The following is a 20,196-nucleotide window of genomic DNA, read 5'->3' on the forward strand; positions in this document are numbered from 1 at the left end:
GTCCAGCGTCGCTGAATTCACGCGCGCTCCCGATACAGCGGGATGTCGATGGGAGGCTGCGGGATGAACGACCCCGCTCCCCCCATCCGGTCGTACAGGTACTCGTGCGAGCGCTCGAGCGTGGCGGCCGCCGCCCCGACGTCGACGTGCGTCAGGAGGCCGCCGCGCTTAACGATCCGCCCGTCCACGAGCACCGTGTCCACGCAGCCGGCGTGCGCCTGCGACACCACGGCCCCGGTCGGGTCGGCGCGGTTCCACCCGACCTGGCTGATCCCCGACATGTTCACCAGGACGATGTCCGCACGTTTACCCGGGGTCAGCGAGCCGACGAGGTGATCGACGCCGGCCGCACGCGCCCCGTTGAGAGTGACCCAGCGCAACGCGTCGCGCGTCGTCCACGACATCGTCTGCGGCGCGCGCATCACGGCGTACTCGGGTTCGTCGGCGCGATAGCGCGACGCCTGCAGCACGAGGCGACTGTGCGAGATCATGTCGCCCCCGTTCCCCGAGACGCAGTCGATCCCGAGGCTGGGCCCGGGCGTGTGAGCCGTGACCTCAGCGATCGCGGGATACCCCATCCCCATCTGCATCTCGGTCTCGGCACAGACCGAGACGGTCACCCCGCTGCCGTCGAGCAGCGCCCACTCGTGGGGGGTGTTGAAGGTGCAATGCACGAGGAGCAGGTCGTCGGCGAGCAGCCCGTGCGCATGAAGCACCTCCACGTCCTGGAAGAGCTGGCGGACCATGACCTGATTGGCGTGGAAAGTGATCCGCGCGCCGAGCTCACGCGCCAGTCGGAACTCCGCCGCCACGTCTGCGACGGGCGCGATGGCCAGCTCCTGCGGCGCGATCCCGAAACGCAGCAATTGGTCCTCGCTGGAGAAGTATTCCTCGCGGATCCTCTCGGCCAGCAGCGCGCGCGTGGCGAGAGCCGCCGGGTCCGCCCCGGCGTGCGACCCGCCGCGGGACTGGCTCCAGGTGTTCGTCGTGATGGGCGTGAGGCCGTGGGCGTAGAGCGCCCGGATGCCGGCATCCCGAAGCCCCGTCACGGCCGCGTGCGCGCCGTCCGGGTCGAGGATGTTGTGGCAGTAGTCGACGATCGTCGTGATGCCGGAGTTGAGCGCGTCGAGGGCGCCGACGTAGTTGCCGGCGTACATGTCGTCCGCGCGGTACAGCGGCGCCATGTGCAGCCGGATGCCCCTCAGGTAGTCGGGGATGTTGCCGTCGGCGAGGATCCCGCGCAGCGCCGTCTGCCACGTGTGACGGTGGGTGTCGACCATCCCGGGGATGGCGATCATGTCGCGCCCCTCGATGACGGTGGCGTCCGACACCGCGATGTCGGGGCGGATCTCACGGATGACACCGTCCTCGATCAGGATGTCGGTCCGGGCGAGGTCGCCCAGATCGTCGTCGACGGTGGCCGCCGCCACGTCACGGATGAGTGTGCGCATGCTCGCTCCCTCGCGATCCGTTCGGGTCTTCCTCGACCCGACGTTGTGCTGAACTACACACGAATGTACAGTCGCAGCAAGATTTGTAAAGCCTGAGCGCACAAACCGCCGGTCAAGGAGGACCCATGGGCCAGAAGAATCCCCGCATCGCCGTGCTCGGCACCGGCGCGCAGGGCGCAAGCATCGGGGCGGACCTCGTCCGTGCCGGTCTCGACGTCACGTACATCGAGCAGTGGCCGGCGCACGTCGAGGCCATGCGCGCGCGCGGGATCGAAGTGCGCCTGCCCGACGAGACCCACGTCACGCCCGTCCACGCCCTGCATCTGTGCGAGGTGGCGACCCTCCGCGAGCCCTTCGACATCGTCTTCATCGTCGTCAAGGCGTACGACACCCGCTGGGTCGCCGAGCTGATCGCCCCGTACGTCGCGGAGGACGGGTTGGTCGTGGGCCTGCAGAACGGGATGACGCAGGATGCCATCGCGGCCGCCGTCGGCGCGCACCGCACCATGGGCGCCGTGATCGAGGTCGCGTCGAACATGTTCGAACCCGGCATCGTGAACCGGCAGACACCCGTCTCGGGCTCATGGTTCGCCGTCGGTGCGTACGACGACAGCGCCCGCGGGCGAGAGCCCGAGGTCCAGGCGGTCCTCTCCCACACCGGACGCGTCGACATCTCGCCCGACATCCGCTCGTCCAAGTGGATGAAGCTGGTCGCCAACGCCGGTGAACTCGTCCCCTCCGCGATCCTCGACCTCCCCCTGGCATCCGCGGTGGCACTCCCCGGCGTGCACGACTTCATGATCGAGTGCGGCAAAGAGGCCGCGCGCGCCGCGCTCGCCGACGGCAGCCGGCTCATGCCGATCTTCGGGCTCTCCGAGGACGCCGTGACCGACCCCGACCGCTACGCGGCCGACCTCCTCGGCGCCGTGCTCGACAGCTTCTCCCTCCCCGACACCAAGACGACGGTCCTGCAGGACTGGATGAAGGGTCGTCACGCGGAGTACGACGAGGTGAACGGGCTCGTCGTATCCGTGCTCGCGGCCGCGGGGCAGGAAGCGCCGTACAACGCGCACACCGTTCGCCTCGCGAAAGAGATCGAGGCGGGACGGATGCCCCGCTCCGCAGCGAACGTCGATGCCCTCCTCGACGTCGTCGTGAACGGATGAGGCGTCACCGTGTTCAGGCGCGGCGCACAGGATGTGCGCGAGCAGGCCGGTAGCGTGGTCCCTCGACGGGCGGTCTCCCGGTGATCGGGATCACCGCCCTCGGACGAGGAGGCGCGGACATGACCGACGACATCGGCCAGCGACTGCGTGACGCGCGGCTGCAGCGCGGGATGAGTCTGCGAAGCGTCGCGAGCTCTCTGGGCGTGTCGGCGAGCCTGATCTCTCAGGTGGAGACGGGAAAGACGCAGCCGTCCGTGTCGACGCTGTACGCGATCGTGACGCATCTGGGAATCTCCATCGACGAGCTGCTCGGCGTGTCCGCGACCGCTCCCACCGAGACGACGGTTCCCTCACCCGCGCCGACATCGTCCGACCCCACCGTGCAGCACGCGGCCGACAACGCCGTCCTCGACATGGAGAACGGCGTTCGGTGGGAGCGCCTGGCCGCCGGCGCGGGCCCGGCCGATGCTCTGCTCGTCACCTATCAGCCGGGCGCCTCCAGCTCCGTGGAGGGCAAGATGATGCGCCACGCGGGCATGGAGTACGCCTATCTCCTGGAGGGCGAGCTGACCCTGCGCCTGGAGTTCGACACCTTCACCCTCCGGCCGGGCGACAGCCTGCACTTCGACTCGATCCGCCCCCACCTGTACGTCAACCAGAGCGATCAGATCGCTCGCGGCATCTGGTTCGTCGTCGGACGCCGCGAGCACAATCAGGCCATGCCGTCGGCGGGGCAGCTCGGCACGCCCCGCGAGACGATCGAGTCCGCGGTCGACGTCCTGCGCGCGATGGACGACCTCGGCCGCTGACGCCCTCAGCGCACCGCGCCGTGTCGCGCCACGCGCCGCCGTGTCGCGGTCGGGTCGATCACGGTCTTGATCTGGCGCGACCCTCCGCGGGTCAGGGGGCCGAGCGCCCCCTCCGCGACCTCGTCGAGAGGGAGCACCTCGTCGGCGACGTCGGACCAGTCCGCCCGGGCGGCCAGCAGCTCCACCGCGCGAGGGAGATCGGCCGCGATCGCGTGGGCGACGGTGCCGACGATCGTGTATTCGCGCAACGTCCACGCTCCCAGAGGGACGGGGATGTCCTCGCGCTGGATGCCGACGGGTACGAGCACCGCGCCCGGGAGGGCCGCGTCGACGACCTCGTCCCATCCGGCCCGAGACCCGCTCACCTCGAACAGGACGTCGGCCTCGCGCCCCGCAGACCTCAGCTCAGCGGCGACGGAGCTCTCCCCGGCCGTCAAGGTGCGTTCGGCTCCGAGAGCGCGGGCGAGAGCGAGTCGGCTCTCGGAACGGTCGACCGCGAGCACCCGAGCACCGACGGACGCGGCGGCGTACGTCAGGAAAGCGCCGATCCCTCCCACACCGACGACCACGGCGTCCTGCCCCTCCGAGAGCCCGCTCCGCGCCACCGCGTGCACCGCGATGGCCATCGGCTGCGCGAGCGCGAGCGTGTCGGATGCCAGCCCCCACGCCGAGACATCCTGCACCGTGCCCGCCGGGACGCGCACGAACTCCGCGAGCCCCCCGTCCACCTGCAGTCCGGCCGTGCGATAGCGGCGGCACAGGTTGGTCCGGCCCGCACGGCACGGCTTGCACTCACCGCACGAGATCCCGGCGCCGCACACCACCTGCGCGTCGAGCGGAAGATCCACGCCCTCGCCGACGGCCTCGACGGTCCCGGTGAACTCGTGACCCAGCACGACCGGCAGATGCGTGAGCACGGGACCGCGGGAGTACTCGGTGGCATCCGACCCGCACACCCCGCACCCCGTCACCCGGACGAGGACCTCGCCGGGACCGGGGACGGGCACCGGCCGGCTCTCGACGCGCAGGTCCCCCGGCCCGTAGAGCACGGCCGCCCGCATGACGGTCACAGGGCGGTCCCGTCGGGAACCTCGAGCTGCGCCGCCTGGCGGTCCTCGATCATCCGGGACAGGTGGGCGTCGTACACCGCCGCGTGCGCCGGGGAGTCCAGGTACGCAGCGAGCGCCTGCTCATCGTCGACGAGAGCGACGACGGCGTAGTCCGCGGGGCTCGGGCGTAGGCGCAGATTCACGCCACACCGATATCCGCGCAGGACCGGTAGGCCCGCCGCCATGTCCTCGAGCGCTTCGGTCAGAGCCTCCACCTCCTCGGGGGTGACCTCGGACCTCCACGTGAACAGGGCGGCGTGCAGAATCATCCGGTCTCCTCAGTCCTGGGCGCGGGCGACGACGTGGGCGTCGCCGTCGGTGTAGCGGTACGGGTTCTCGATCTCCTCGTCGACGGGGATCTCGGGGTGCATGCCCTCTTCCCACGCCTGGTCGCCCAGCTTCGAGCGCACGTACTCCACCGACGCGGCCACCTTGTCCCGCACGGGCGCCAGAGGAAGGCCGATGCGGGTCCCCTGGTACTTGACGACCTTTCCGTTCACGACGACCGTGTGGACGTCCGCGGTCCCGGCCTGGTACACCACGTGCGCGTACGGGTGGAGGATCGGGGTCATCGCGGGAGACTCGTCGTTCTTGATCAGCACGATGTCGGCGCGCTTGCCGGGCGTCAATGAACCGATGCGATCCTCGAGACCGAGGGAACGCGCACCGCCCATCGTCGCCATCCGCAGCACGTCCTCGGCCCGCAGCCGGTTGGCCACGATGGTCTCACCCCGGGCGTGCGCCTCGAGGTGGTCGCGTGAGCGGTCGGCGCTCAGGGTTGCCCGCATGGCCGAGAAGAAGTCGGCGCTCCACCAGACGCTCGTGTCCATCGAGAGAGATGCCGGGATTCCGTGCTTGCGGATCGCCCACGTCGAGGGGTATCCCTGGCCGGCGCTCTGCTCGGACTCGGTGGCCACCGACACGGTCCCCCCGGTCGCCGCGATCTTCTGGTAGCTCTGCTCGTTGAGCGACGCGGAGTGGACGTAGCAGATCTCGGGCGTCATGAACCCGGCGTCGTACATCTGCGTGATCGCGGTGTCGGTCGTGGCTCCCCAGACACCGGCGTGCGTGGTCACGCGCAGGCCGAGTTCGCGCGCCGCCTCGAACGCGCCCCGCTCGGGGAACTCTGGGGAACCGGGGACGTCGAAGGCCAGCTGCAGCGTCATCATGTCGTCGGGCGCCGAGAAGTTGCGCGAGACGAAGTCGCGGAACTCGGGAGCGTTGGCCCACTCCCACGGCGCGCCGAGATAGTTGCCGTAGCCGAGGACGAACCGCCCCGGGATCTCGCGCAACGCCTGGAGCGCCGCCTCCCCGTACTCGGGAGTGCGGAGGCCGTGCGACCAGTCGAGCGTCGTGGTGACACCGGTGTCGACGGATTCCAGCGCGCTGAGGAGGTTGCCGGCGTAGACGTCTTCGGGGCGGAACACCTCTCCCCAGTTCAGGTAGTAGAAGACGAAGTATTGGCTGAGCGCCCAGTCCCCGCCGTATCCGCGCAACGCGGACTGCCACATGTGACGGTGGGTGTCGACGAACCCGGGGGTGACGATGCCGCCGGCGGCATCGATCTCGAGAGTGCCCTCGGGAACGGCGAGTCGGTGCCCGACCGCGGCGATGTCGCGGCCGATCACGAGAACGTCGGCGTCGTTCAGCACGCCCTGCTCGTCCATGGTGATGACGGTGGCGTTGCGGAAGACGAACGGGCGGTCCGCCGAGAACTGCTCAGCGGAGGGTGTGCTGTCGGTCATGGTCTTCTCCCCATTGAGAATGTTCGTTCCTGGTTTACACTCTTCCCAAGTTCCCGGCAAGAGCGGGACGGAACGTTCAGCCGAGTTTCATGAATTGCGCGGTCGTGTCTCGTACGTTCGCCCCCACTCCAACGAAGGAGCATGATGACCACACCGTCCATCGCCGTCCTGGGCGCGGGGGCCAACGGCGCCTCCATCGGCGCGGATCTGATCCACGCCGGCCTCGACCCGGTGCTCATCGAACAGTGGCCGGCGCACGTGGAGGCGATGCGCCGCGACGGCCTCCGCATCGAGATGCCGTCCGGAATCCGGCACGTGCACCCGCGCACACTTCACCTGTGCGAGGTTGCGACCCTGCGGGAGCGGTTCGACCTGGTTCTCCTGGTGACCAAGGCGTACGACGCCCGCTGGTCCGCCGCGCTCATCGAGCCGTATCTCGCCCCCGACGGTGCGATCGCCGCCGTGCAGAACGGCATGACGACAGAGGCGGTCGCCGACGTGGTCGGAGCGGACCGGTGCGTCGGTGCCGTGATCGAGATCTCCTCGACGATGACCGACCCCGGCATCGTGCATCGCCACGTCGATCCCGAGCGGTCCTGGTTCGCCGTGGATGCTCGAGCCCCGCGCGGCGCAGACGTGGCAGACCTCCTGTCGCACTCGGGCGAGGTCGCCCGCGTCGACGACATCGCCTCGGCGAAGTGGATGAAGCTCGTCAGCAACGCATCGGTGCTGGTTCCCACGGCGGCACTCGGTCTGCCCATGGTGGATGCCATCACGGTGCCGGGCATGCGCGACGTCATGCTCGAGGCGGGCCGTGAGGCACTGCGAGTGGCGGGCACCCACCGCGTGCTGCCGATCTTCGGCCTCACGCCCGCGTCGATCGCGGACTCGCCGGATGTCGTGGAGACGATGCTCGATGCGCTCTACGAACGGTTCACCGTGCCGGGGGCGACGACCACGGTGCTCCAGGACTGGCGCAAGGGCCGGCACAGCGAAGTCGACGACATCAACGGCGCCGTCGTGGCCGCGGGCCGCCGGCTCGGCATCCCGACGCCCGTCAACGAGGCGATCGTCGCCGTCGGACACGCCATCGAGCGGGGCGACGTCGAACCGTCCCCGGCCGCGCTGCGCGAGATGCAGCGCGGCTGAGGGATCAGTTGGCGTTACGCAGCGTCGAGACCTGGTACAGGGCGACGGATGCCGCGATCCCCGCGTTCAGCGACTCGGTCGCCGTCGAGATCGGGATCGACACCACCTGATCGCACGTCTCGGTCACCAGGCGCGACAGGCCCTTGCCCTCGGACCCGACGACGATGACGACGGGGCGGTCGGCCAGTTCCAGCTCGGGCAGCGACACGTCGCCGTCGCCGGCGAGGCCGAGCACGAAGACGCCCTGCTTCTTGAAGTCCTTCAGCGTCGCGGTGAGGTTCGCCGCGAGCGCCACCGGCACGCGCGCAGCCGCACCGGCGCTGGTCTTCCAGGCCGCCGAGTTCACGCTCGCCGATCGACGCTGCGGCAGGACGAGACCCTGACCCCCGAAAGCGGCGGTCGAGCGGATGATCGCGCCGAGATTGCGCGGATCGGTCACACCGTCGAGAGCGACCAGGAGCGGCAGCTCGCCACGGTCGATGATCTGCTCGAGCATGTCCTGCGGGTGGGCGTACTCGTACGGCGGCACCTTCAGGGCGACGCCCTGGTGAACGCCGTCGAAGCCCGCCATCCGGTCCAGTTCGGGCCGGGTGACCTCGAGCACGGGGATGCCACGGTGCGTAGCGATCGACAGCATCTCCTTGACACGGTCGTCCATCTCGACGCGCTGCGCGATGTAGAACGCCGTCGCAGGGATCTTCGCGCGCAGCGCCTCGAGGACCGAGTTGCGGCCGGTGACGGTTTCGGTGTCGTCGGACTGCTTGGGCCGCGCGCGGTTCTGCGAGGAGCCGACCGGGCGCACCCCGGGCTTGCCCTTGCCACCGGCGGCGGCGTAACGCTCCTGAGCGGCCTTGCGCTTGCCGGCGACGTGCCAGCTGCGGTCCTCCGCCTTGGGCGTGGGGCCCTTGCCCTCGAGCGCCTTGCGCGAGTGACCGCCGGTTCCCTTCAGCGGGCCTTTCTTCTTGCCGGGCTTGCGGGCTCCGGGCCGTCCAGGCTTGCTCATTCGATACTCCAGGTGGTTCCGGCCGGAGTGTCCTCCAGCGTGATTCCGGCGGCGGCGATGGCATCACGGATGCGATCGGCAGCGGCCCAGTCCTTGTCGGCGCGCGCACGGGCGCGCTCGTCGACGAGTCCGCGCATGAGCGAATCCAGTGTCGACTCTGCGGCGGCGTCGGCGTGATCTCGGGAACCCGCGAAGGCGGACCGTTCCAGTCCGAGCACGTGGATCATCCCGAGGACGTCCGATGCGTGTCTTTCGATCTCCACGCTCGGATCGCCCGCCCAATCATAGGCTCTGTTGCCTGCACGAACGGTCTCGTGCAGAACCGCGAGAGCACGCGGCACGTTCAGATCGTCGTCGAGCGCTTCCTCGAACTCGGACGGAAGGGTCGTGCGCAGCGACGGTCCGAAGACGCGCTCGACGTTCGCGATGAAGGCATCCACGCGCCCGAGGGCGCTTTCGGCCTCTTCGAAAGCACGGTCCGAGATATCGAGACTCGACCGGTAGTGGGCGCCGGCGAGCGCATACCGCACCACCCGCGGATCGCGCGCGGCGAGCACGTCGGAAGCGAGCGTGAAGTTGCCGAGCGACTTCGACATCTTCTGCCCGTCGACGGTCACGAGACCGTTGTGCACCCAGTAGCGCGCGAAGGCATCGCCGGCCGCGGTGGACTGCGCGATCTCGTTCTCGTGGTGCGGGAAGCGCAGGTCGAGGCCACCCCCGTGGATGTCGAACGTCGGGCCGAGGTAGCGCCGCGACATCGCGGAGCACTCGATGTGCCATCCGGGTCGTCCCGCGCCCCACGGCGACGCCCAGGTCGCCGACGCGGGCTCGCCCTCCTTCGCCCCCTTCCACAGGGCGAAATCCCGCGGGTCGCGCTTGCCGCGGGGATCGGCGTCGGCGGCGGACTCCATGGCATCCACGCTCTGGTGCGTGAGCTCGCCGTAGGCGGGCCACGAGCGCACATCGAAGTAGACGTCGCCCGCGGCGGCGTAGGCGTGCCCGCGATCGATCAGCTGAGCGATGAGCTCCTGCATCTGGGTCACCGATGCGGTCGCGCGGGGCTCGTACGTCGGGGGCAGGATGCCGACGGAGGCGTAGGCGCGGGTGAACTCCAGCTCCATGCGATAGGCCAGCGCCCACCACGGCTCGGCGTCGGTGGCGTTGGCGAGCACCTTGTCGTCGATGTCGGTGACGTTGCGGACGAACGTCACCCGTTCGAAGCGGTACTGCAGCCAGCGGCGAAGCAGATCGAAAGCGAGGGCGGCGCGGACGTGACCGATGTGCGGGCCGGACTGGACCGTGGGCCCGCAGACGTACATCGTGACGTTCGTGGGGTCGACGGGGACGAAGTCGCGCAGAGCCTGCGCTTTCGTGTCATACAGCCGGACGGTCACCGCTCCAGCCTATCGGCCGCCTCGGACGGCGACCCGGGCCCGAAACACGGCCCCGCTAGGGTCGCCTCATGGTGTGGGAGATCCGACTCGACGACGTGTCCGCCGCCGACACACGCGCGCTCGTCACCGCACACGTGTCCGGGATGCGGGAGAACACCCCGCCCGAGAGCTGCCACGCCCTCGACGCCGACGCGCTCCTGGACGGGGGCGCGCTCCTGTGGTCCGCACGTGTCGACGGCGAGCTCGCCGGTATCGGCGCGCTCGCCCCGTGGGGCGAGGACGCGGGTGAGCTGAAGTCGATGCGCGTCACCGAACAGTTCCTCGGGCAGGGGGTCGGCCGCGCGATTCTGCGGCACATCATGAACGAGGCGCGCGGCCGCGGCATCCGGAGCCTGTGGTTGGAGACCGGAAGCGGCGACGACTTCCTCGCCGCACGCGGCCTCTACCGGAGCGAGGGATTCGTCGAATGCGGGCCGTTCGGGTCGTACCGGCCCGACCCGCTCTCGACCTTCATGATGCGCGAGCTCTAGGCCGGGACGACGAGCGCGGTCGCGAAGGCGGCGACGCCCTCGGTGCGTCCGGTGAAACCGAGACCATCGGTGGTCGTCGCACTCACCGACACCGGCGCACCGCCGAGGGCCGCGGAGAGCACCCGCTCGGCCTCGGCCCGCCGCGCAGCGAAGCGCGGTCGGTTGGCCTGCACCTGCACCGAGACGTTCCCGATGCGCCAGCCCGCCGCGCCCAGCAGCTCTCGCGTATGTGCGAGGAACGCCTTCGCGTGCGCGCCCGCGAACTCGGGACGATCCGTGCCGAAGTGGGTGCCGATGTCGCCGAGGCCCGCCGCGGCTAGCAGGGCGTCGACGATCGCGTGCGCCACCGCATCGCCGTCGGAGTGGCCGGACAGTGCCGGTTCTCCCGGCCATTCCAGGCCCGCCAGCCACAGCGAGCCCTCGCCGCCGAACGCGTGCACGTCGGTGCCGACGCCGACCCGGGGAGCGGGGAGCGCGCGGGCGGGGGCGGTGATCGCCGGCGAGTCCGACACGAGCGCTCGTGCGCGATCGAGATCGGGAGCGGTCGTGATCTTGAAGGATGTCGCGTCCCCCGCGACCGTGATCACGGGGTGGCCGGCGGCGGCGACGAGAGCGGCGTCGTCCGTATGGTCGGCGTCGGCGGCGTTCACCGCCTCCACCAGCACGTGCCGGCGGAATCCCTGCGGCGTCTGCGCAGCGGCGAGCTCGGAGCGGTCGACGGCCGCGACGATGGCCCCGGTGGCATCCACCTTTTTGATGGTGTCCACGACGGGCACCGCCGGGATGACCGCGTCCGCACCCTGATCGAGCGCGGCGACGACGCGTTCGAACACCGACGGGGGCGTGAGCGCGCGGGCAGCGTCGTGGACGAGGACGGTGTCGACGTCCGCCCAGAGGGCCGCGAGACCGGCCGCCACCGAGGACTGGCGCGTCGTTCCCCCGGCCACGACCGACACCAGATCGATTCGATCGCCCGCCACCTCACGGACCTCCGTGAGAGCAGGGCCCTCGAACCCCGCGGGCACGACGACGACCACCTGCGCGCGCGGCGCAGCGAACACCCCCCGAAGGGCATGACGCAGGATCGTGTGTTCGTCGAGGCCGACGAAGGCCTTGGGAGCACCGCCGTTCAAGCGAGTGCCGGAGCCGGCGGCGACGACGATGACGGCCAGACGCGGTACGGGTGAGGGAATCACCCGACCACGCTAGCGCGCACGCGCGGGAGAACCGCGCCGACGATCAGGAGGCGAGGACCTCGTCGAGCACGACGCTCGCACGGTCTTCGTCGGTCTTCTCCGCCAGAGCGAGCTCGGAGACGAGGATCTGCCGGGCCTTGGCCAGCATGCGCTTCTCGCCCGCGGACAGACCGCGGTCCTGGTCACGGCGCCACAGGTCGCGCACGACCTCGCTCACCTTGATGACGTCGCCCGAAGCCAACTTCTCGAGGTTCGCCTTGTAGCGGCGCGACCAGTTGGTCGGCTCCTCTGTGAAGGGCGCACGCAGCACCTCGAAGACGCGGTCGAGACCCTCTTTGCCGATCACGTCACGAACGCCCACGAGGTCGACGTTGTCGGCGGGGACCTCGATGACCAGGTCGCCCTGCGTGACGTTGAGCTTCAGGTACTTCTTCGTCTCGCCCTTGATGACGCGTTCTTTGACCTCGATGATCGTGGCCGCGCCATGGTGCGGGTAAACGACGGTCTCGCCAACCTCAAAAAGCATGGAGTTATGTCCTTTCGGCAACATCCAGGATACCACAGGCCCTGATGCGCTAAGGTTCCGCCCCACCCGCACCCCTCCGGTCCCCGTGCGCGCGAGGCGGCGCCCGCGGGCTGCTCGTCCTCCCCGACCCCGTAGGATGATCTGGATGCCGTCTGTCGTTCCGGGAGGATCCGTGAAAACGCGCCTGTTCGCGTCCTTGGCCGTTGGTGCCGCCGTCGTTCTCGGAACGACGGGATGCAACCTCATCGCGCCCCAGGCGACGACCATCGAGTACTCCGCCTCCGACGGAGTCAATGTTCCCGAGTCGGGACCCCTGCAGGTGCGCAACGCCCTGATCGTGGCCGACGACGAGGGCACCGCCGGCAACCTGGTCGCGGCGATCGTCAACGACACCGCCGAGGCGCAGACCCTGCGCCTGGAGGTCGGCGAGGGCAGCGACGTCATCCGTGCCTCGGTGAACGTTCCGGCCGGCCGCACGCTGAGCCTGGGCGACCTGGCCAACGACGTCGAGCCGCTCCCCCTCGAGGGCTTCGAGGGCGCACCCGGCTCGACCGTCCCCGTCTTCTTCCAGTCCGGCGACGGCGAAGGCGCTCTCATTCAGGTGCCCGTCCTCGACGGCGCCCTCGAGTACCTGAGCCCGCTCGCCCCCACGCCCACGCCGACGAGTGCTCTCGTTCCGGCGACGACGCCCTCGGCCACGCCCACGCCCACGCCGACGCCGTCCTCCTGACTGCGCACGAAGGCGCCGACGGTTCTCCCGTCGGCGCCTTCGTCGTTCTCGGGCTCAGGCCTCGAAACGGTAGCCGAGCCCGCGCACGGTGACGAGCATCGACGGCTCGCTCGGGCTCTGCTCGATGCGCGACCGGATGCGCTTGATGTGCACGTCGAGGGTCTTGGTGTCACCGAAGTAGTCGGTTCCCCACACCCGGTCGATGAGCTGACCGCGGGTGAGAACGCGGCCGGCGTTGCGCATGAGCACCTCGAGCAGCTCGAACTCCTTCAGCGGCATGTTGATCTCGGCACCGTCGACCGAGACGGTGTGACGGTCGATGTCGAGCGTCACACGCCCACCGGTCAGCACGCGCTCATCGAGGTCGGACTCCTCGGGGCTGCGGCGACGCAGCACTGCGCGCATGCGCGCCAGCAGCTCGCGAGTCGAGTAGGGCTTGGTGACATAGTCGTCTGCGCCGAGCTCGAGCCCCACCACGATGTCGACCTCGGAGTCTTTCGCGGTGAGCATGATGATCGGCACCTGCGACGTCAGCCGCAGCTGACGGCACACCTCGGTCCCGGGCATGCCCGGCAGCATGAGGTCGAGCAGCAGGATGTCGGCTCCGCGCTCGCGGAACGCTGCCAGGGCGAGCGCACCGTCCTCGGCGATCTCGACCTCGTAGCCCTCTCGTCGCAGCAGATAGGCGAGCGGGTCGGCGAGGTCGGGCTCGTCCTCGACGATAAGAACACGGGTCATGCGGTGTCTCCCTTCACGGGTGTGGAGCGTGCGGCGGAGCCGGTCTTGCGGCTCTTGCGCCGGGCTTTGGGACGGACGAGGTCGAGGTCGGGCGCCTCGGACCGCGGAAGGCGGATGGTGAACGTGGAGCCGCGTTCGGGCCGCGACCACAGCCGCACCTCACCGCCGTGCCGTTGGACCGCGTGCTTCACGATCGACAGGCCGAGCCCGGTTCCTCCGGTACGGCGCGACCGCGCCTGGTCGGCGCGGTAGAAGCGCTCGAACACCCGATGCTGATCGCTCTCGGGGATGCCGATACCGCGGTCGGTCACTGCGATCTCCACGACGTCATCGTCGAGTTTGACGCCGACACCGACCTTCGACCCCTGCGGCGAGTAGGCGATCGCGTTGGCGATGAGGTTGCCGAGCGCTTCGGTGAGGATCTGCGGCTCACCCCGGACCCACAGACCCTTCGTTCCCCCGCGCACCACGGTGACCTGCGCGGAGTCGGCCTGGACGGTGTTGGACTCCACGGCGGCAGTCACGACCTCGTCGATCGAGACGTCCCTGACCTCGCTGAGTTCGTCCGATGCCTGCAGGCGAGACAGGCTGAGGATGCGATTGGTCAGCGCCGACAGTCGCTGGATCTCGGCTTGGAGCCGGCCCGAGAAGTACCGGACCTGCGCGGGGTCGTCGGCCGCCGACTCGATCGCTTCGGCGAGGAGGCTCACCGCGCCGACGGGCGTCTTCAGCTCGTGGCTGGTGTTAGCGACGAAGTCGCGCCTCATCTCTTCGACGCGCTCGCGCTCGGTGATGTCGCGCAGCACGAGCAGAACGATGCGAGGAGTCACCGGTGCCGCCCGTACCGCGACGAGGCGGGGCTCGGCCGGCGCTGCTCCGCGGCGCAGACGCAGGTTCTCGCTCACCGCGGCGCCGTTGTCGCGCGCCGCGCGAGCCACACGCCGCAGGTCCTCGTCGGCGATGACGTTGCCGGCGGTCAGACCGAACACCTCGGCCGCGGGCGACAGAGCCAGGACCGTGGCCGACGTGTCGCACACCACGGCGGGATCGTCCAGAGCGCCGAGCATGGACTCCACACCCTCGGGGAGATCGGACGATCCCTGGGCGAGAGCACGGTCGCGCGCACGCTGCGCGGTGACGACCAGACCCACGACGGAGCTCCCGACGATGACTCCCACGAGGAGCGCGAGCAGCGAGAGCTGCGTGTGATCCATGGGTCCAGCGTAGAGCCGCCCCGCACGCGTCACCTGCCGTTCAGACAGGGCCGGGCGACGCGAGCGGATACTATTCACTGTCACAGCACCACTCGTTAACCTTCGCTGGGAAGAATCCCGGAGGGTCGCGGGACGCATGTGTGCCGTGCCGCCGACGAGGAAGGTATCGCGATGCGCGAAGTGTTCCACCAGTCCCTCGAGGACGTCCAAGGTCGACTGGTCGAGATCGCCGATCTGGTGGCGGTCGCGATCGATCGCGCCACGCGCGCCTTCGGAACGAGCGACGTCGCCCTCGCCGAGGAGGTCATCGAGGCCGACGCGATCATCGACGAGAAGGCGGTCGCGCTCGACGAGCTCGCGATCGAGATCCTCGCCCGCCAGCAGCCGGTCGCCCGCGACCTGCGCATCGTGGTCACGGCGCTGCGCGTGAGCGCGTCGCTCGAGCGCATGGGCGACATGGCCGAGCACATCGCTCAGCTCGCGCGGTCGCGCTTCCCCGAGCGCGCGATCCCCAAGGGCCTGAAGGGCACCTTCACGCGCATGGGCGAGCTCGACGTCCAGGTCGCCCGTCGTCTGGCGGAGCTGCTGCGCACGCAGGATCTGCGCATCGCCGAAGAGATCCGCGACGCCGACGACGACATCGACGAGCTGCACGTCAGCGTCTTCGAGAAGGTGCTCGGCGACTCGTGGAAGGGCGAGGCCACGGCCACCGTCGATGCCACGCTCGCCAGCCGCTACCACGAGCGCTTCGCCGACCACGCGGTCTCGGTCGCCAAGAAGGTCGTCTACCTTGCGACCGGTGACTGGGCGGGCGCGGATGACGACGTCACCCCGGCCCCGGTGATCTGACACAGAACGTCGAAGGGGGTGGATGCCGATGGCATCCACCCCCTTCTCGTTGCGATCGGCGTTACTTCTTGCCCTGCGCCGCGACGGCGGCGGCGCCGGCCGCCGCGGCCTCGGGGTCGAGGTACTCGCCGGGTCCGAGCGGCTTCATGTCGTCGTCGAGCTGGTAGACCAGCGGAATCCCGGTGGGGATGTTCAGCTCGGCGATGTCGGCGTCGCTGATGCCCTCGAGGTGCTTGACGAGACCGCGCAGCGAGTTTCCGTGCGCGGTGACGAGCACCGTCTTCCCGGCCTGCAGGTCGGGAACGATGTCGTTGTGCCAGTACGGCAGCATGCGATCGATGACGATCTTGAGCGACTCGGTGTCGGGCACCTCGCCGTCGATGCCGACGTAGCGGGGGTCGCCGGACTGGCTGTACTCGTCGTCCGCGGGCAGCGGCGGCGGCGGCACGTCGAACGAGCGGCGCCACAGCATGAACTGCTCGTTGCCGAACTCCTCGAGCGTCTGCGCCTTGTCCTTGCCCTGCAGCGCCCCGTAGTGCCGCTCGTTGAGACGCCACGAGCGCTTCACGGGGATCCACAGGCGGTCCGCGGCGTCGAGGGCGATGTTGGCCGTCTGGATGGCACGGCTGAGCACGGAGGTGTGCAGCACGTCGGGCAGGACGCCCGATTCCTTCAGGAGTTCGCCGCCGCGCTGGGCCTCGGCCTTCCCCTGGTCGGTGAGCCGGACGTCGACCCAGCCGGTGAACTGGTTGGTCTTGTTCCACTCGCTCTGCCCGTGGCGGAGGAGGATCAGCGTGTGAGGCATGCCTCCATGCTAGCGACGCCGCACGGGCCGTTCCGAGCCGGCGACTGGCATCATGTCGGACGTGACCCCCTCCCCCATCGGCCGCCCCACGCGCGGCACCACGGGGGTCAATCGTCTGCGGCGGGTGGATCGCTGGATCGCACGGCATCCGGTGTTGCGGCGGACCGACGACCCCCTCGTGGTCGACCTGGGTTTCGGTGCCAGCGCGGTGACCCCTCTCGAACTGCACGCACGGGTGACCCGCGTACGCCCGGATGCCACCGTCCTGGGCCTCGAGATCGATCCGGAACGGGTCTCCCGCGCCCGGGCGCAGGCCGAGGGCGTGCCCGGACTCGACTTCGCGCTCGGGGGGTTCGAGATCCCCATCGCGGGCGGCCGGAGGCCCGCGATCATCCGGGCGATGAACGTGCTCCGGCAGTACGACGAGGCCGACGTCGCCGACGCGTGGGCCCGGATGTGCGGACGCTTGGCGCCCGACGGCATCCTGGTCGAGGGGACGTGCGACGAGATCGGGCGGGTCGTGACGTGGATCGAGGTGGGTGCGGATGCCGAGCCGCGCACCCTCAGCGTCTCTCTCCGTCTCGCGGGCTTGGAGGATCCTGCCATTCTCGCCGAGCGTCTGCCGAAGGCGCTGATCCATCGCAACGTGCCGGGCGAACGCGTGCACGACTACGTCGGCGCGCTGCAGCGGGAGTGGAACCGTGCCGCGGTCGTCGCGCCGTTCGGCCCCGTGCACCGGTGGCGCACGACCGTCGAGGCCCTCGCGACGGCAGGGTGGCCGGTGCGGGGGCGCTCCCGCTGGCGGCTCGGCGAGGTGAGCGTCGACTGGAGCGCGGTGGCTCCGCGCTGAGGGTCAGATCCGCGGGAGCAGCGCCTGGGCCTCGGCGGATGGCATCCCGGTCGCCACGAGCAGGTCGACCGTGAGCGGGCGCATGGCCGCGACGAGGTTGATCTCGCCGATGTTGCCGTCGGGGAGGATCGCCGCCGGATCCAGACGCCGAGCGAGGGCCGCGAGGGCGGCGCGGGCGGCGGGCTCCATCGAGACGTCGTCGAGCGCGTCGCGCACGAGTCCGGCGCCGCGCTCGATCTCGCCGAGCAGATCCGCGGGCACCGCTCGTGCCTGTCCGTCGGCGCACAGGTACGCCGCACGCCGAGCGACGACGCGCAGATTGCGCGTCGCCAGGTCCATCGCCGCACGCACCCTCGCATGGCGCTCGAGCTCGGTCCGCTGCCGCCGAAGGAACGGAGAGATCCGCGCGACCTCCTGTCCGGACTCCAGCGATCCGCTCCACGCGTCGACGTAGGTCTGCAGGGCGCGCGCGCGTTCGAGGCCGCGTTCGGCCCGGGCACGGTCGCCGCGCCGCAGGGCCCGCACGATGGTCGCCGTGGCGACGTCGAAGGCGTCGAAGAGCTCGTCGGCGTCACGGAGCTCGGTCCGGCGCAGCGTGCGCGGAATGAGCGCGGTGACCAGCAGCGCCGCCGCTCCCCCGACTGCGCCGTCGATGACGCGGACGAACGGGGCACCCGTGACGAGCACGAGCGCGATGAGCGCCTGGACGACCGCGGCGAGCGCGAACCCCGGCTGTGGCGAAAGAAAACGCGACACCACCAGCGTGACCAGCATCGCCAGGCCGATCTGCCACCAGCCGGCACCCGCGAGAAGGAGCACGAGCTCGGCCAGCAGGATGCCGACGAGCATCCCCGCGACGGTCTCGGCCACACGCCACGGTCGCGCGTCGCGCACGAGCCCGAGGCTCGAGACGGTGACGGTCGCCGCGAGCAGCGGTACGGTGTGGCCCAGCACGAAATGCGCGAAGGCGTACGCGGCGGTGGCGGCCACGACGATCTGCACGATCGCCGGAAGCGACTCCCGCACCCGACCGAGCCGGCGTCGCAGCGTCGCACGCAGACGCGATCGAGGAACGACGACGCCGGTCGTCGTGGAAGACTCCTCGCCGGTCATTCCGCGGCGCGGCGACGACCGAGGCGCGGCAAGCGCGGCACGCCCGCGGTGGCGCCGGCGTCCGCCGGCACGACCGTCTCGACGGACGCGGCGATCGGGCCGTCGGTCGTGTCCACGACGTACGGCACATCGGCGGGCGCCGTGCGCTTGACCAGGGCCAGCGCGATGGGACCCTCTTCATAATGCACTGCGACCGACGTCACGGCGCCGACGGGGTCGTCACCCACGCGGACGACGTCGCCGCGCGCGGGCAGCACGCTGTCGCTTCCGTCGAGCTGCAGGGCCACGACTCGACGGGGCGGGTGTCCGAGGTTGTGCACCTTGGCGACCGTCTCCTGCCCGCGGTAACAGCCTTTGGAGAGGTGCACGGCCGTGCGCAACCAGTCCATCTCGTGGGGAAGCAAGCGTTCATCCGCGTCGACCGCGAGGCGTGGACGCCAAGCGGCGACGCGCAGAGCCTCTACGGCGTCGCGACCGGCCAGAGACATCTCGCCGGCAGCGGCGGCGGCCACGACGCGGTCGAACTCGGCGGCATCCACGACCGCTTCGGCCCAGTCGCGCTCGACGCCCGGGTGGTCGTCGACACGGGCGTACGCCCACCCACCGGGCGAGACGTCCGGCCACGGATCGACCCACACGACGGGGACGCCCGCCAGTGAGATCGCCGCCAGCGCGCCGACGGCGGCACGCGTCCCGCCGACGACGGAGAGCTCGTCGGACCGGTCGCGCACCTCCACCCGGAGACGGAAGCGCATGCGGCCGAGCCACGTCGCGAGCGGCTCGGCGTCGGCGGCATCCACGAGGAGCCAGGTCGTGTCACCGTCGTCGACCACGGCGGCGGCGTGCTCGACCCGACCGTGCGGGTCGAGGATCAGCGTCTCGGTCGACACCCCGGCCGGGAGGTGCGTGAGCGCCTGCGACGACAGCGAGTCGAGCCAGCTCAGCCGGTCGGGTCCGGTGACCGAGATCACTCGCCGATCGCCCAGGGGGGCGAGGGCGGTACCGGATGCCAGCTTCCGCTGCTCGGCGAGGGGCGCACCGACGTGACGGAGACCCGCCTCGTCGACGACGGCCCCGGGGACTTCGGAGAGAGAGGGCATCACTCCACCCGGGCCAGACGCGCGGAGGCGTGCGACGACAGTTCGCGGCCGAACGCCGCGATGTCCCACGCCCACAGAAGGTGGTCGTCGACGAGTCCGTACAGCCGGGTCGCGGACCCATAGGGCTTGGCCCCCGCGGTGCGGACGACCGCGTCGGTGGCCAGGTCGATGCGGGGACCGCGCACCTGGCCGAGGTACAGCTCGAGGATGCCGTCGGCGTGGGCGAGGCTCACCTCGAGCGGGAAACCGCCCTCGTCGGTGCGCAACGCTCCGACGTCGTCGGCGGTGCGGCGGGGGGCCTCGGCGGTGGCGGGCAGCAAGGCGGGGCCCGGATCCGCGTCGGTGGCGGGACGCGCGACGCGCCAGTACCCCGTCTCGGATACGAGGGGACGGCGGTCCTCGCCGTCGAGGAGCCACGCGTGCGCGGTGTAGTTCAGGAAGTCGCCGCCGTCATGACTGAAGCTCACGCGGTGCGCGAACTCGCCCGAGAACGTGCGGCCGTCGGCCTCGTAGTCGATGACGCCGGTGCCCTCCCACACGCCGATCAGCCACGAGAGCGGGACGAGGTCGGCGGGGAGGTCGGTCGGAATCTCGATCACGACGGCGCTCGTCAGCGCTGGCCGCGGTAGAGGTTCCAGATGACCGTTCCGGAGACGAAGGCGATCGCGAGCGAGGCGAGGCCGAGAAGTCCCACGAAGAAGAGTTCGAGCGCGAGGAGG

General features: G+C 70.3%; 21 protein-coding genes. 7 read left to right on the plus strand and 14 right to left on the minus strand.

What is annotated here, in order from left to right; all coding sequences use genetic code 11:
* Window positions 1–17: 17 nt before the first annotated feature.
* Complete coding sequence (locus MHY30_RS03205; RefSeq protein ID WP_239275060.1) at window positions 18–1,451, minus strand: amidohydrolase family protein; 1,434 nt, start codon at window positions 1,449–1,451, stop codon at window positions 18–20.
* Between the two features lie 125 nt (window positions 1,452–1,576).
* Here MHY30_RS03205 and MHY30_RS03210 point away from each other — a divergent pair, with 125 nt between their 5' ends.
* Entirely contained in the window at window positions 1,577–2,617 is a 1,041-nt protein-coding gene (locus MHY30_RS03210; protein WP_239275061.1) for a ketopantoate reductase family protein, read from the plus strand.
* Window positions 2,618–2,736: 119 nt separating this feature from the next.
* Entirely contained in the window at window positions 2,737–3,426 is a 690-nt protein-coding gene (locus MHY30_RS03215; protein ID WP_239275062.1) for a helix-turn-helix domain-containing protein, read from the plus strand.
* A 5-nt stretch (window positions 3,427–3,431) separates the two neighbouring features.
* Here MHY30_RS03215 and MHY30_RS03220 read toward each other — a convergent pair whose 3' ends face one another.
* From MHY30_RS03220 to MHY30_RS03230, 3 genes are read right to left on the minus strand one after another with little or no spacing between them, the layout of a single operon-like run.
* The gene (locus MHY30_RS03220; protein ID WP_239275176.1) at window positions 3,432–4,487 is read right to left on the minus strand and encodes a zinc-binding dehydrogenase; all 1,056 of its coding nucleotides are present in this window, start codon (window positions 4,485–4,487) and stop codon (window positions 3,432–3,434) included.
* Window positions 4,488–4,492: 5 nt separating this feature from the next.
* Window positions 4,493–4,804 carry a Dabb family protein gene (locus MHY30_RS03225; protein ID WP_239275063.1) on the minus strand — a complete coding sequence of 104 codons (312 nt, stop codon included), beginning with the start codon at window positions 4,802–4,804 and terminating at the stop codon, window positions 4,493–4,495.
* Window positions 4,805–4,813: 9 nt separating this feature from the next.
* On the minus strand, window positions 4,814–6,280 hold the full coding sequence (locus MHY30_RS03230; RefSeq protein ID WP_239275064.1) for an amidohydrolase family protein: 1,467 nt from the start codon (window positions 6,278–6,280) through the stop codon (window positions 4,814–4,816).
* A gap of 144 nt (window positions 6,281–6,424) precedes the next feature.
* Here MHY30_RS03230 and MHY30_RS03235 point away from each other — a divergent pair, with 144 nt between their 5' ends.
* Window positions 6,425–7,429: a ketopantoate reductase family protein gene (locus tag MHY30_RS03235; protein WP_239275065.1), complete on the plus strand. Its 1,005-nt coding sequence runs from the start codon at window positions 6,425–6,427 to the stop codon at window positions 7,427–7,429.
* 4 nt (window positions 7,430–7,433) lie between these two features.
* Here MHY30_RS03235 and rlmB read toward each other — a convergent pair whose 3' ends face one another.
* Together rlmB and cysS are read right to left on the minus strand one after the other, a co-directional pair.
* A complete protein-coding gene (rlmB, locus tag MHY30_RS03240; protein ID WP_239275066.1) occupies window positions 7,434–8,432 on the minus strand; it encodes a 23S rRNA (guanosine(2251)-2'-O)-methyltransferase RlmB in 999 nt (332 codons plus the stop codon).
* Window positions 8,429–9,826 (minus strand): cysteine--tRNA ligase, encoded by a 1,398-nt coding sequence (cysS, locus tag MHY30_RS03245; protein ID WP_239275067.1) that lies wholly within the window; start codon window positions 9,824–9,826, stop codon window positions 8,429–8,431. Before cysS ends, rlmB begins: the two co-directional genes overlap by 4 nt.
* Window positions 9,827–9,894: 68 nt before the next feature.
* Here cysS and MHY30_RS03250 point away from each other — a divergent pair, with 68 nt between their 5' ends.
* A complete protein-coding gene (locus MHY30_RS03250; RefSeq protein ID WP_239275068.1) occupies window positions 9,895–10,356 on the plus strand; it encodes a GNAT family N-acetyltransferase in 462 nt (153 codons plus the stop codon).
* Here the strand turns inward: MHY30_RS03250 and ispD are convergent.
* On the minus strand, window positions 10,353–11,552 hold the full coding sequence (gene ispD / locus MHY30_RS03255) for a 2-C-methyl-D-erythritol 4-phosphate cytidylyltransferase (RefSeq protein WP_239275069.1): 1,200 nt from the start codon (window positions 11,550–11,552) through the stop codon (window positions 10,353–10,355). The genes MHY30_RS03250 and ispD overlap by 4 nt on opposite strands.
* Window positions 11,553–11,595: 43 nt before the next feature.
* Window positions 11,596–12,078: a CarD family transcriptional regulator gene (locus tag MHY30_RS03260; protein WP_056229249.1), complete on the minus strand. Its 483-nt coding sequence runs from the start codon at window positions 12,076–12,078 to the stop codon at window positions 11,596–11,598.
* A 172-nt stretch (window positions 12,079–12,250) separates the two neighbouring features.
* Between MHY30_RS03260 and MHY30_RS03265 the strand changes: the two genes are divergently transcribed.
* The gene (locus tag MHY30_RS03265) at window positions 12,251–12,808 is read left to right on the plus strand and encodes a DNA modification methylase (RefSeq protein ID WP_239275070.1); all 558 of its coding nucleotides are present in this window, start codon (window positions 12,251–12,253) and stop codon (window positions 12,806–12,808) included.
* Window positions 12,809–12,862: 54 nt separating this feature from the next.
* Here the strand turns inward: MHY30_RS03265 and MHY30_RS03270 are convergent, their stop codons facing one another.
* Both MHY30_RS03270 and MHY30_RS03275 read right to left on the minus strand, forming a co-directional pair.
* On the minus strand, window positions 12,863–13,546 hold the full coding sequence (locus tag MHY30_RS03270; RefSeq protein ID WP_239275071.1) for a response regulator transcription factor: 684 nt from the start codon (window positions 13,544–13,546) through the stop codon (window positions 12,863–12,865).
* Window positions 13,543–14,760 carry a cell wall metabolism sensor histidine kinase WalK gene (locus MHY30_RS03275; protein WP_239275072.1) on the minus strand — a complete coding sequence of 406 codons (1,218 nt, stop codon included), beginning with the start codon at window positions 14,758–14,760 and terminating at the stop codon, window positions 13,543–13,545. The genes MHY30_RS03270 and MHY30_RS03275 overlap by 4 nt, the downstream gene beginning before the upstream one ends.
* A gap of 171 nt (window positions 14,761–14,931) precedes the next feature.
* On the opposite strand from MHY30_RS03275, the gene phoU reads away from it, so the two are divergent.
* Window positions 14,932–15,609, plus strand: coding sequence for a phosphate signaling complex protein PhoU (phoU, locus tag MHY30_RS03280; protein ID WP_239275073.1), 678 nt, complete (start codon window positions 14,932–14,934; stop codon window positions 15,607–15,609).
* A gap of 61 nt (window positions 15,610–15,670) precedes the next feature.
* Here phoU and MHY30_RS03285 read toward each other — a convergent pair whose 3' ends face one another.
* Window positions 15,671–16,414 (minus strand): phosphoglyceromutase, encoded by a 744-nt coding sequence (locus MHY30_RS03285; protein ID WP_239275074.1) that lies wholly within the window; start codon window positions 16,412–16,414, stop codon window positions 15,671–15,673.
* 52 nt (window positions 16,415–16,466) lie between these two features.
* On the opposite strand from MHY30_RS03285, the gene MHY30_RS03290 reads away from it, so the two are divergent.
* A complete protein-coding gene (locus MHY30_RS03290; protein WP_239275075.1) occupies window positions 16,467–17,264 on the plus strand; it encodes a class I SAM-dependent methyltransferase in 798 nt (265 codons plus the stop codon).
* Window positions 17,265–17,267: 3 nt separating this feature from the next.
* On the opposite strand, the gene MHY30_RS03295 is transcribed toward MHY30_RS03290, so the two are convergent.
* The 3 genes from MHY30_RS03295 to MHY30_RS03305 are packed head-to-tail and all read right to left on the minus strand — an operon-like array spanning window position 17,268 to window position 20,076.
* Window positions 17,268–18,377 carry an aromatic acid exporter family protein gene (locus MHY30_RS03295; protein WP_239275076.1) on the minus strand — a complete coding sequence of 370 codons (1,110 nt, stop codon included), beginning with the start codon at window positions 18,375–18,377 and terminating at the stop codon, window positions 17,268–17,270.
* On the minus strand, window positions 18,374–19,477 hold the full coding sequence (locus tag MHY30_RS03300; RefSeq protein ID WP_239275077.1) for a folate-binding protein YgfZ: 1,104 nt from the start codon (window positions 19,475–19,477) through the stop codon (window positions 18,374–18,376). The genes MHY30_RS03295 and MHY30_RS03300 overlap by 4 nt, the downstream gene beginning before the upstream one ends.
* Complete coding sequence (locus MHY30_RS03305) at window positions 19,477–20,076, minus strand: FABP family protein (RefSeq protein ID WP_239275078.1); 600 nt, start codon at window positions 20,074–20,076, stop codon at window positions 19,477–19,479. Before MHY30_RS03305 ends, MHY30_RS03300 begins: the two co-directional genes overlap by 1 nt.
* Window positions 20,077–20,196: the final 120 nt, after the last annotated feature.

This window comes from Microbacterium sp. ACRRU (assembly GCF_022346945.1).
Taxonomy (GTDB): Bacteria; Actinomycetota; Actinomycetes; order Actinomycetales; family Microbacteriaceae; genus Microbacterium; species Microbacterium mcarthurae.